9 protein-coding genes and 1 tRNA gene are annotated in these 11769 nt (G+C 63.6%); 4 read left to right on the top strand and 6 right to left on the bottom strand.

The window, feature by feature from the left end:
• Window positions 1-44: 44 nt before the first annotated feature.
• From PNI01S_RS13190 to PNI01S_RS13180, 3 genes are all read right to left on the bottom strand, one after another.
• Window positions 45-2207, bottom strand: a complete 2163-nt coding sequence (locus PNI01S_RS13190) for a TonB-dependent receptor (RefSeq protein WP_235376423.1) — start codon at window positions 2205-2207, stop codon at window positions 45-47.
• 359 nt (window positions 2208-2566) lie between these two features.
• A complete protein-coding gene (locus PNI01S_RS13185) occupies window positions 2567-3640 on the bottom strand; it encodes an ABC transporter substrate-binding protein (RefSeq protein ID WP_084358397.1) in 1074 nt (357 codons plus the stop codon).
• Window positions 3641-3654: 14 nt separating this feature from the next.
• Window positions 3655-5871, bottom strand: coding sequence for a TonB-dependent receptor (locus tag PNI01S_RS13180; RefSeq protein ID WP_084358396.1), 2217 nt, complete (start codon window positions 5869-5871; stop codon window positions 3655-3657).
• A 354-nt stretch (window positions 5872-6225) separates the two neighbouring features.
• Between PNI01S_RS13180 and PNI01S_RS13175 the strand changes: the two genes are divergently transcribed.
• Window positions 6226-6963 (top strand): metallophosphoesterase, encoded by a 738-nt coding sequence (locus PNI01S_RS13175; RefSeq protein ID WP_024766384.1) that lies wholly within the window; start codon window positions 6226-6228, stop codon window positions 6961-6963.
• A 15-nt stretch (window positions 6964-6978) separates the two neighbouring features.
• Here the strand turns inward: PNI01S_RS13175 and PNI01S_RS13170 are convergent, their stop codons facing one another.
• Complete coding sequence (locus PNI01S_RS13170; protein ID WP_024766385.1) at window positions 6979-7413, bottom strand: CBS domain-containing protein; 435 nt, start codon at window positions 7411-7413, stop codon at window positions 6979-6981.
• A 175-nt stretch (window positions 7414-7588) separates the two neighbouring features.
• Here PNI01S_RS13170 and PNI01S_RS13165 point away from each other — a divergent pair, with 175 nt between their 5' ends.
• Complete coding sequence (locus PNI01S_RS13165) at window positions 7589-7771, top strand: hypothetical protein (protein ID WP_024766386.1); 183 nt, start codon at window positions 7589-7591, stop codon at window positions 7769-7771.
• Window positions 7772-7848: 77 nt separating this feature from the next.
• Window positions 7849-8562, top strand: coding sequence for a hypothetical protein (locus tag PNI01S_RS13160; RefSeq protein ID WP_037014652.1), 714 nt, complete (start codon window positions 7849-7851; stop codon window positions 8560-8562).
• A gap of 35 nt (window positions 8563-8597) precedes the next feature.
• Here the strand turns inward: PNI01S_RS13160 and PNI01S_RS13155 are convergent, their stop codons facing one another.
• Together PNI01S_RS13155 and PNI01S_RS13150 are read right to left on the bottom strand one after the other, a co-directional pair.
• Window positions 8598-9191: a transglycosylase SLT domain-containing protein gene (locus tag PNI01S_RS13155; RefSeq protein ID WP_024766388.1), complete on the bottom strand. Its 594-nt coding sequence runs from the start codon at window positions 9189-9191 to the stop codon at window positions 8598-8600.
• A 239-nt stretch (window positions 9192-9430) separates the two neighbouring features.
• Window positions 9431-9507: transfer RNA gene (locus PNI01S_RS13150), tRNA-Arg, on the bottom strand.
• Window positions 9508-10163: 656 nt separating this feature from the next.
• Between PNI01S_RS13150 and gabD the strand changes: the two genes are divergently transcribed.
• Window positions 10164-11615, top strand: a complete 1452-nt coding sequence (gene gabD / locus PNI01S_RS13145) for an NADP-dependent succinate-semialdehyde dehydrogenase (RefSeq protein WP_024766389.1) — start codon at window positions 10164-10166, stop codon at window positions 11613-11615.
• The last annotated feature ends 154 nt before the right edge of the window (window positions 11616-11769 follow it).

Below are 11769 nucleotides of genomic sequence, written 5' to 3'. Positions count from 1 at the left end.
CGCCTCCCGGCCCGGCGCTCCCGCACCGGGCGCGTGCAGGGTGATCAGAAGCCGACGGAGATGCCGGCGACCAGAGCGCGCGGGGCGCCCTTGTAGTACTTCGGCGCTCCATAGAAGTCGCCGTCGGCCGGGTCGGCGGAGACCGTTCCCGAGTTCACGCCCGACAGGTAGTGCTTGTCGAAGACGTTGTTGAGGTTGAGCGTCAGGGTGGTTTCCTTCAGCGCGCTGCCCAGGTCCTTGAGGCGGTAGCCCAGGTTGGCGTCGAACACGGTGTAGCCGCCGATCTTCTCGTTGTTCGCCAGGTCGCCGTAGAAGCTGCCGGTATGGCGGCCGAGGAAGTTGGCGTAGAAGGTCTGGTTGTCGTAGCCGATGCCGGCGCTGAACAGGTTGCGCGGGGTGTCGTAGAGCTGGTTGCCCTGGGTGTCGAGGCTGGCGCCGCCGGCGCTGTAGTCGTCGTCCTGGGTGGAACGCAGGTAGGTCCAGGAGGCGAAGTAGTTGAAGTTCGCCGGCAGCAGGCCGTTGAGCGACAGCTCCAGGCCCTTGGTGGTGACGTCGCCGGCGTTGAAGTAGGAGGTGACGCCGGAGACTTCCTCGAACGCCGCCTGGCGATCCTTGAACTTGTCGTAGAACAGTGCGGCGCTGAGCAGTACGTCGTCGGTGCTGTAGCGCCAGCCGATCTCCTGGTTCCAGGTGACTTCCGGTTTCTGCTTGTCGCCGCCGTTAGCCTGGCCGTACACCGCCGCCACCGCCGGGGTGCGCATGTTCGAGGTGGTGTTGTAGTAGAGCTGCTGTTGCGGGTCGAGCTGGTAGGCCAGGCTCAGGCTTGGGAGGAAGCGGTAGTAGTCGGCGCTGTCGCTGAAGCCGCTGAGGCGGTTGTCGCCCTTGTTCTGTGTGTGTTGCCAGGCCAGGCCGCCGGTGAGGACGAGCTGCGAGGTGATGTCCCAGGTGTCCTGCACCCAGAGCTTCTGCGTGGTGATCTCGTTGCGCTGGTCGGTGAAGTAGATGGCATTGCCATTGCCGTCACGCAGCTTGTGGCTGCCGTCGATGCCGGCGGGTTTGCCGTTACCCTTGATCTCGACCACCGGGAACTGGTTGCGCGCGTGGGTGTAGTCGGTCCACAGGCCCAGTTGCAGGGTGTGATCGTCGTTGACCAGGAAGTCCAGGGTGTTGGTGGAGCCGATGCGGTACTGCGTCGGGTAGACGCTCAGCGCGCCGGTCACCAGGGGATCGATGCGGTCGCCGTCGCCGTTGAGATCGGCGTTGACCTTGTTCTCATTGACCGGCACCACAGCCACGGCGGCGGTGCCGTCGGTGACGCGAACGAAGTACGGGTCGACCTTCAGCTGGACCTTGTCGGAGAGGTTGAACAGGCCATTGAGCGCATACGTCTGGATCTTGAAGTCCGCGCGCGAGGCCGCCGCGCTCTGGCCCGGCACGGTGACGTCGGGTACGCCGTTGGTGCCGTTGCCCTTGGTGGGGTAAATGTCGCGCGGGTAGCCCTGGTCGTACTTGTTGGCGCGGTACTCGGCGAGCGTCGGGTGGTTGTAGCTGTTGGTGCGCATCAGGAAGCTGGAGAAGATGCCGTTGATGCGGTTGCCGTCCCACTCGTACTGCAGGTTGCCTTCGTAACGGTTGGAGGACAGCTCGCCGCCGCTGTTGTCCCACAGGTCGGCGGTGGTGCGCGAGGCCGAGAGCCAGGCGGAGAAGCCGTTCACCTCGCCGGTATTGACCCGCGCGAAGGTGCGGAACAGGCTGTCGCTGCCGACGTTCTGCTTCACCAGCAAACCGCTTTCCCTGGTCGGCGCGACGGACTTGATCAGCACGCTGCCGCCACTGGCGGTAAGGGTCGGGGCGTTGATCGAGGAGGAGCCGTAAAGCACCGACACCGACTCGTAGTTTTCCGGGTCGCCCATGAAATCGGCGTGGGGCGTGAGGAACTGCGGGTCGTTGAGCGGGATGCCGTCGCGGACGAAACCGATCTGGTCCTGGGAGAAGCCGCGGATGTTCAATCCGCCTTCGGTGATGCCGCTGTTGTCACCGCCGCTGACGTGCACGCCGGGCAGGTATTTGAGGGCGCCGGTGACGGCGCTGTCGAGGCCGACGAACTTTTCCAGCTGGGATTTGGTGAGGGTGCCCTTGGAGACTGGGGCGACTTCCTTGCGGGCATCGCCGACCTGGGTTTCCTGGCTTTGTCCCTGGACGGTCACGGTACTCAATGTGACGCCTTCCGGGGATTTCGAATTATCGGAAAGTGCAACTTCCGCGTTTAATAACAGAGCGCTGGATAATGTTATGGCCAGCGGTTTGAAACGGAACTCTCTTGCATGCTTCATGGCGGTCGCTCGGGGATTTAAATACGTTGTGAGCAATCTTGAGCAAGCTCTGTGCCATACGTTTTAGAGGGGTTTAAGCCAGTTTCTGGGTGTTTTTCTGCTGTTGCTGCAGCAACTGCGTATAACGTGGTGCTGGAGCAACTACTTGTTATGAACAGTTGTTCCTGGAAGTTTTCTAAAAACAATAAGGCCCCGATAACGGGGCCTTATTGTTTGGAGTGGCTTCAGGAATATCAGGGCTGGCTGGCGACGGTTTTTGCCTGCTCTTTCCAGAATCCCTCGAGCTGCTGATTCTTCAAACCCTGCTCGACGAACTTCGGTTCCAGCAGGTCATCCACCTTCACCTCGTTGCGGATCAGTTTTGCCTTGAGGCTATAGGCGATGCCGTCGGTGTAATGCTGGCGCAAGGCGTCGTCGTACAGTGGCGAGAAATGCGCGGGCCAGGGTTCGCCGGAGACCTCGCGCTGCAGCACGCTCAGCGGCACGCCGGAGCGCGACTGCGCTTCCTGGTAGGCCGCCTGGTTGGCGTCCTGGGAGACCCACCAGGCAGCTTTCAGGTAGGCGTCCACCACCAACTGGGTGAGGTCCGGATGATCCTTGACGAAGTCCCGTGCGCCCCAGACTTCGGCGCGCATCTTCCAGTCGGCCGGGGCCTCCTTGCTCGACCAGATGATGTGGCCGACCTGCTTGTCTTCCAGCAGGAAGGCATCGCTGAGGGTGAAGAAGGCATCCACCCGCCCGGCGCTCAGCGCGGCGGCGCCGGCCTGCGGGTTGAGGTTGAAGATGCGGAAGTCCTCGAAGCCCAGGTGGTTGGCCTCCAGCAGCTTGGCGAACGACAGCTCCCACGGCCGGCCCCGGTGCAGGGCGATGCGCTTGCCTTTGAGGTCGGCGATGGATTTCGCGGTGGAGCCCGGCGGCACCACGAGGTAGACGTTGTTGCCGATGCCGCCGGGGACGATCAGTTGGGTCCGTACGCCCGAGGCGTTGGCGATGATCGACGGCAGGTCGCCATAGAAGGCGAAGTCGATGCGCTTGTTGGCAAACTCTTCGTTGACGAAGGTACCCACCGAGCCGGTGGTCGCGGGCACCCACTCGAGCTTGATGTTGCGCTGGGCCAGTTGCTGTTCCAGCCACTTGTCGCGGTCGATGACGGCGGCCGGGCCGTTGAAGGTGATTTGCCCGGCGTTGGCGTAGGCCACGGTGGCGATGCGCAGGGTAGTGGGCTGCTCGACGGCCAGGGCGTAGCCTGCGAGCAGCACGGCGGCGGCCGGCAGCAGCCGGCGCAGCGCGCGATGCAGAAGGTTCATGGTCTTGTCCTCACTCAGAAGTCGGTGGTGACCGAGACGCCAAAGGTGCGCGGATCACCGAACATGACTGCGGCGGTCTGGTAGCCGGTGGGCAGGGTGTGGTTGCGGTACTCCTTGTCGGTGAGGTTGTTCACGTAGGCGGTGACGCGGGTGGTCTCGCCTGGCAGTTCGTAGGTCACCCGCGCGTTGCCCAGGGTGTAGCCACCGGTGCGCATGTTCTGGCTCTGGTCGTTGGTGAAGAAGTACTGGCGGCTGCGGGTGTTCCAGTCGGTGCCCAGTACCACCGCGCCGCCGACGTTGAGCGGGATGCGGTAGTCGGCGCCGATGACTGCAGAAACGTTCGGTGCGCGGACGAAGTGGTTGCCGGAGTAATCGTTCGGGCCGGAGGTGTAGTCGGTGAACTCGGTGTGCAGCAGGCCCAGGCCGAAGTTGACGTGCAGGTTCTGCACCGGGATGGCTTCGAGCTCGAACTCGGCGCCGTAGGCCTCGCCCTGGGCGCCGTTGGCCAGGCGCGAGACGGTCTGGTTGTTCACCGCGGTGACGATGTTGAGCTGGATGTCCTTGTAGTCGTAGTAGAAGACGCTGGCGTTGGCGTTCAGGCGGCCGTCGAACCATTCCGACTTCAAGCCCAGCTCGTAGGAGGTGAGGTATTCCGGATCGACCTTGGCCACGGTGGCCTGGCTGGTGACGCCAGCGTTGTAGCCGCCGGAGCGGAAGCCACGGGCATAGCGGAAGTAGGCGCGGGCGTTGTCGGAGATCCGGTATTCCGGCGTCAGGTCCCAGCTGTAGTCGCTCCAGGTGTTGCTCTCGTCCTGGGTGGCGTTGACGATCAGCGGCGAGTCGACGTTGCCCGGCTGCCACCAGTGGCCATCGCCGAAGCTCGCCGTGCCGCGGTTGACCAGGCGCTCGAGGTCGATGTCCTTGGTTTCACGGGTCCAGCGCAGGCCGGCGGTGAGGCTGAAGTCGTCGGTGAAGTTGTAGGTGGTGCTGCCGAAGATGGCGTAGCTCTCGGTCTTCTGGTCGTAGCTGACGTTGTTGTAGTAACTGGGCACGTAGACGTTGGGCAGCGCCGCGTTGGCGTTCTTCGACTCCAGGTCCTCGTTGAAGTAGTGGAAGCCCAGTACCCAGTTCAGCCGGTCGCTGCGTGGCGAGGCCAGGCGCAGTTCCTGCGACCATTGCTGGCTGTCGGCATAGCTGTAGCTGCGCTGCAGTTCCAGCGGGGTGTTGTCGCTGTCGGTCCAGCCGTCGCGGGTGAAGTGTTCGAAGGCGGTGATGGAGGTCAGCTCCAGCTCGCCCAGCTGCCAGACCAGGTTGAGGTTGCTGCCGGCCTGGTCGATTTCGGCCTGGTACTTGGCGTTGAAGTTGGCCTTGCCCAGTTTCGGGTCGATGGAGTAGCCGAACTGGTTGGTGCCGTCCGGACGGGTGCCGTAGCTCACGGTGTTGTAGCTGGCGGTGTCGTGGTAGTGGCGGGCGTGGACGTTGAGGTTGGCGTCCAGGTTGTCATTCACCCGCGCGGCCAGTTGCAGGCGCACGGCGTCGTCTTCCAGCGCACCCTGGTCGTTGCCGTCGTTCTTGTTCTCGGTGTAGCCGTCGCGGCCCTGGTGATGGAAGGACACACGGCCGGCCAGCTTGTCGTCCACCAGCGCATCGCTCACCGCACCTTCGACGATGCGGTTGGCGTAATTGCCCATGTCGACCTTGAAGTAGCCCTCGGGGCTGAAGGTCGGCTTGCGCGAGATGAAGTTGATCGCGCCGCCGGTGGTGTTCTTGCCCCACAGCGTGCCCTGCGGGCCGCGCAGCACTTCCACGCGTTCCTGGTCGAACAGCGGGAAACCGGTGGCGCTGATGTTGGCGATGTAGACGTCGTCGACGTAGATGCCGATCGGACTCACCGTGTTAGCGCCCTGGTCGCCGGTGCCCAGGCCGCGAATCCACCAGCGCGGGCGGCCGTGGCCGTCGGTGGTGCCGGCGGAGGCGTTGGGGGTATAGCGGGTGACTTCGTTGGCCGATTGCAGGGACGAATCGCGGATCTTTTCGCCGCTCAGCACGGTGATCGGCGCCGGCACTTCCTGTACCGACTCTTCGCGTTTCTGTGCAGTCACCACCACTTTGCCGAGAGTCGTTGCGGCGCCGCTGTCTTCTTTGTTCTGCGTATCGCCGTCGGCAGCCTGCACGGTGATGCTGGCGAGGCTCGCCAGGATGGCGAGGGAAAGGGTATTGCGTTTGAACATGGTGTCCCCAGGAGGGCGGCGAAAGGACGGCTGGCTCTGTGGTGCTCGGTCGTCGCCGCAAGGCATGAAGCTGTTATTGCGTTGCTCTTGTGCTGGCTCACGCGTGATGAAGGCCGGAAGGCTGCTGGGGACATCGCAACATCCGTACCGCTTTCTGATTGAATATTAAAGTACTGATATATAAGTATTTTTATAGATCGTTGCGGCGGCTGTGCTGCTGTGGCAGCAGTGCATGCTGGGCCGCCGCTGCCTGGGCAACAGCGAGTCAGCAGGCGCTTGAGGCTTTCGTCGAACGATATCGGGAACGCCATTTGCAGCTGATAAGCTGGTCTCTCGAAAGCCCTGGAGTTGGCAATGAACACGCATTTGCCGGAGCAGCCTCTGCAACGCTTCCCGCGTAACCAGCTGGGGCGCGATTTCGTGGTGGGGGATGTGCACGGCCATTTCGAACTGCTGCAGCGTTTGCTCGACCGGGTCGGATTCGATCCATCCGCCGACCGCCTGTTTGCCGCCGGCGACCTGGTGGACCGCGGTCCCTATTCGCCGCAGGTGCTCGACTGGCTGGCCAAGCCCTGGTTCGCCTCGGTACGCGGCAACCACGAACAACTGGTGATCGACGTGGTGCTGGCTGGCGAGGACCGCGACCTGCATTTCCGTAACGGTGGCGCCTGGCTGTACAAGCTCACGCCGGTGACCCGCGAGCGCATCGCCCGGCGTCTGTTGCAATTGCCACTGGTGATCGAGGTCGAGCTGGACGAAGGCCAGCGTATCGGCATCGTCCACGCGGAGGCGCCGGTTTCGCCGGCCTTCCCGGATTGGAGCAGCGGCGTTGCCGCGCTGGCCGGCGAACTGGGCGACAGCGCCCGGCGCAACGCCGTTGGCCTGGCAATGTGGGCGCGTACGCGGATCGAGAAAGAGGACGCGACTGCCATCGCCGGGCTGGAGCGCCTGTACGTCGGCCATACCGCGCAAAGTGCCGTACGCTCGCTGGGCAACACCCACTACATCGACACGGGCAGCGGCTATACCGACGGGTGCCTGAGCATCGTCGACATGCGCAGTGGTGACGTGGAAACGGCGGCCGCACGCTGAGCGACCGCCGGGCGATCACTCGCCGCGGATGTACTGTTCCAGTTGCTGGATCAGCTCGGCCTGTTCCGCGATGGCGGCCTTCACCAGGTCGCCGATGGACAGCAGCCCGAGCAGTTCGCCGTTCTCGACCACCGGCAGGTGGCGCAGGTGGCGCTCGGTCATGATGCCCATGCACTTGTCGACGTTCAGGTGGGTGTCCACGGTGATCACCGGCGCGGTCATTACTGCGCTGATCGGCGTGTCTTCCGAGTTGCGCCCCTTGAGTGCCAGGCGGCGGGCGTAGTCGCGCTCGCTGAAGAAGCCGACCAGCTGGTTGGCCTCCACCACCGGCAGGCCGCCGAGGTTCTTCTCCGCCATCAGGCGCAACGCGTCGACCACCATCGCGTCCGGGGCGATGGTGTAAACCTGCTGGTCCGCCTTGGCGTTCAACAGCTGAGCCACAGTCTTCATTCCTACCCCCTGTTCGTCGTTCACGGCGCGATGCCCGTGGTTCATAGAGAATCGTGGACGAATCGCGATCCGGCAAGGCCGCAAAGCGGCGTCCGCCGTCACGACAGCGTCATCCGCCCGCGACGCGACTTATACTGTGATTCCCTTCCCCGTTTCCCCCCACGAAAGACCGGCCATGACTGACGACGATCTCGACCTCCACGAGCCCGAACACGACCATCTTCTGGACCTCGACGACGACCTCGACGGCCTGCTGGAGGAGGACGCGGCGTTCTTCGAGGATCAGCCCGACGATCATGAGGACGGCGACGAGGAAGCGGACGAGTATCAGTCGGGCCTGGATGACGAGGACTGGTAGAGGACCGACCTCCGGACGATATCCGGGCGTCATGATTGGCTGGCAGAATGCCGGCCAGACAATAAAGAGAAAGCACCATGCGCTACGTCACGCTCGCCCTGGCCGTCTCCCTGCTTTGCGGATGTTCCTCGGACGTCCGCCGGGATGACCGCACCGCGCCCATCTCCCTCTATCGAGACACCCGCCATGTGATGGTGGTGAATTTCCAGCCCGACGCCACGGTAGCGGCCAACCCGCGCTGGGGAGCGCTGAAAGCCAGTTGGCGCGAGGCGCTGCGTGACGAGGCGGATTCGGCGGACTACCAGCTCACCGAGCAGGATGGCGAACCGCGCGCCACCGATACCCTGTCCACCCTGGTGGTGATCGAAGTGGGCGCCGGTCATAGCGCCAACAACCGCACGAGCAGCGACGGTGAGGAGTGGATCACCTCCACCGTGCGTTATCACGATGGCCTGACCGGCCAGTTGCTCGCCTCGCGGCGCTACGAAAGCGAAGCCGATGGTGATCTGTTCCGTTCCATGAGTTCGTCCGAAGTCGGCGCCGTGTCCGAGCAGATAGTCGAAGAGATCACCGGAGCCCTGCTGGTCGCCCGCCCGTCGCGCAGCCTGCCTGCCCGCACGCCGGCGCAGCCGCCGGAGGCCGTGCCGCAGCCGGTTTCGCCCACCGCGGCGGAAACGGTCGCCCATGTCTCCCAGCCATTGACCAAGGAGCAGCGCCTGATGGAGCTGCAGCGGCGCAACCTGCCATACGAGGAATACCGCGACGAATATCAGCGGATCATGGGGCGCTGAGCGCCCCTGCACCGTCGCGCGAACATTCGGGGTTGCTAGAACCAGCCGCTGTTCGACAGTTCCTGTTCACAGCTCTTGTACTGGGCGCCGTATAGCGAGGCGCGAGCCTGGACCTTCTGTGACGTCGCCTTCAGCCAGGGCTTCGCGTCATAGCTGCGCTGGCGATAGCCGCCCCAGCCCTCGTGGTAGTTCAGGTACTGGGCATAGGCGTCCCACTTGGAGACCCGGTTCACGCTGTAGGTCTTGTTCATGTACCAGCCCATGAAGTCCAGCGCATCGGCGAAGTCGTCGCGGTCGGCGCCCCAGCCTCCCGCTTCCTTCTTGTAGTCCGCCCAGGTCTCGTCCTTGGCCTGGGCGTAGCCGTAGGCGGAACTGACCCGGCCCCAGGGAATGAAGCCGAGGAAGTAATAGCGCGGTGGCAGGGCGTCGTGCCTGAAGGAAGACTCCTGGTACATCATCGCCATCGGCACCTGGATCGTCCCGCCCCAGCGCTTCTGCACCTTCAGCGCCGCTTCGTGCCATTTCGGCTTTTCGCGAAAGATCTCGCAGAGGTTCTCGGGGTGCGCCGGCGGTTGTGTGGCGCACCCGGAAAGGGCCAGGAGGAGGGCTGGCAGCAGAAGCCGGAGCATGGGGCGGTTTGTCCTTTTCGCGCGCGATGGCGCAAGGCTTATACAACCTTGGGTGGTGAAGAGGAATCGTCGGGCGCGGAGGATAACCCTCGCCTCCGGGCCTGCCGGGATGCCCGGTTCGCACAGTGGGGCGCCGGCAAGCGGCGCAAGGCTTTACAGGCAGAAACTAAAAAGCCCGCTAAGAGCGGGCCTTTCAGGCGGTTTCGCAGATTGCCGGAGGCAACTCGAAACAAGGCAGATGGCGCACCAGGCGGGATTCGAACCCACGACCCCTGCCTTCGGAGGGCAGTACTCTATCCAGCTGAGCTACTGGTGCGTATGCCGCGGCTGGCGCGGCAGGCGGCAATCATACGCATCTCCTTCGCGGGCGTCCAATGCGGGTACGCTCGTTCATGATATCGAACGAAAACAGCCGCTTGTCGGTAGAGGTACCTCGAAAACCCGCTTCAATCTGATACCTTCGTTGGTTTTGTCGAACGAGCTATTGCCCTTTGCAGTCGGGGGCCCTAGGATTCGTTTGAGATTTCAAACGCCTCCCCATCACAACAACAGGAGACCGGAGCATTGGCATCGCACCAGCCGGCCATCAGCCTGCGGGATGACAGTCTTCCGTTGCACCCACCGCATGTCCCTTGTGGCAGGTCTCCGTGCGGCTTCCGTCGATCAGCGTACCGGAAGGTTGTAGGGCAGTCGTACTCCTGGGCCGAGCCTGGGAACCTGTGCGTGAACGAGTTCAACCAGACCGGGCAATGACCCCGGCCTGCGTTTTTTCGTGTCCGCATGCCGAGCGAACTAAGAGCCGTTCGCCTGGCGTCGCCCCGTTCGCAGGGCGACATTCGCATCTGGCGGCGATAATGCTCGGCCGGGGCGAATGAACGGCAGAGACTGCGGTCTCTCCTATCCAGACAACAAGGCAGGCGGGACTCCAGGTAGACCCGCCGTCCACAGGCTTTCCTCGAAAGGAGACAGGTCATGCAACTCAATGATCCCAAGCTGTTCCGCCAACAGGCTTACATTGACGGTTCCTGGGTCGATGCCGACAACGGCAAGACCATCAGCGTGAACAACCCGGCCACCAACGAGATCATCGGCACCGTGCCGAAGATGGGTGCCGACGAAACCCGTCGCGCCATCGAAGCCGCCGACAAGGCCCTGCCGGCCTGGCGCGCGCTGACCGCCAAGGAGCGCGCCAACAAGCTGCGCAAGTGGTTCGACCTGATGATCGCCAACCAGGACGACCTGGCTCGCCTGATGACCATCGAGCAGGGCAAGCCGCTGGCTGAAGCCAAGGGCGAAATCGCCTACGCCGCCTCCTTCCTCGAGTGGTTCGGCGAAGAAGCCAAGCGCATCTACGGCGACACCATTCCGGGTCACCAGCCCGACAAGCGCATCATCGTGATCAAGCAGCCGATCGGCGTGACCGCGGCTATCACCCCGTGGAACTTCCCGTCCGCGATGATCACCCGTAAAGCCGGTCCGGCCCTGGCCGCTGGCTGCACCATGGTGCTCAAGCCTGCTTCGCAGACTCCGTACTCCGCCCTGGCCCTGGCCGAGCTGGCCGAGCGCGCCGGCATTCCGAAAGGCGTGTTCAGCGTGGTTACCGGCAGCGCCGGCGAAGTCGGCGGCGAGCTGACCAGCAACCCGATCGTGCGCAAGCTGACCTTCACCGGTTCCACCGAGATCGGTCGCCAGCTGATGGCCGAATGCGCCAAGGACATCAAGAAAGTGTCCCTGGAGCTGGGCGGCAACGCTCCGTTCATCGTGTTCGACGATGCCGACCTGGACGCCGCCGTCGAAGGCGCGCTGATCTCCAAGTACCGCAACAACGGCCAGACCTGCGTCTGCGCCAACCGCCTGTACGTACAGGACGGCGTGTACGACGCCTTCGTCGAGAAGCTGAAGGTCGCCGTGGCCAAGCTGAACATCGGCAACGGCCTGGAGCAGGGCGTCACCACCGGCCCGCTGATCGATTCCAAGGCTGTTGCCAAGGTCGAAGAGCACATTGCCGACGCCGTTTCCAAGGGCGCCAAAGTCCTCACTGGCGGCAAGCCGCACAGCCTGGGCGGCACCTTCTTCGAACCGACCATCCTGGTCGACGTACCGAAGTCCGCTCTGGTCTCCAAGGACGAAACCTTCGGCCCGCTGGCGCCGGTGTTCCGCTTCAAGGACGAGGCAGAAGTCATCGCCATGTCCAACGACACCGAGTTCGGCCTGGCTTCGTACTTCTACGCCCGCGACCTGGCCCGCGTATTCCGCGTTGCCGAGCAGCTGGAATACGGCATGGTGGGTATCAACACCGGCCTGATCTCCAACGAAGTGGCGCCGTTCGGCGGCATCAAGGCATCCGGCCTGGGCCGCGAAGGTTCGAAGTACGGCATCGAGGACTACCTCGAAGTCAAATACCTCTGCCTCGGCGGTATCTGATCCGTTTTTTCCGTGGGCGCGAGGTGGCAGGCAAGAGCTGACAGCCACCTTCGCGTCGGCGTTTTCCGGTGGTAGCACCGGACAACCCGTCTGGCGGGCCGCAAGTTCCACGACAGTCGATCATCGTATGCTGTCGCGTGAGGCTTCTCCCCCG

Source organism: Pseudomonas nitroreducens NBRC 12694, from assembly GCF_002091755.1.
Classification (GTDB): Bacteria; Pseudomonadota; Gammaproteobacteria; order Pseudomonadales; family Pseudomonadaceae; genus Pseudomonas; species Pseudomonas nitroreducens.
The sequence above is the reverse complement of the archived record's forward strand: the minus strand, read 5'-3'. Positions and strand labels throughout refer to the sequence as shown.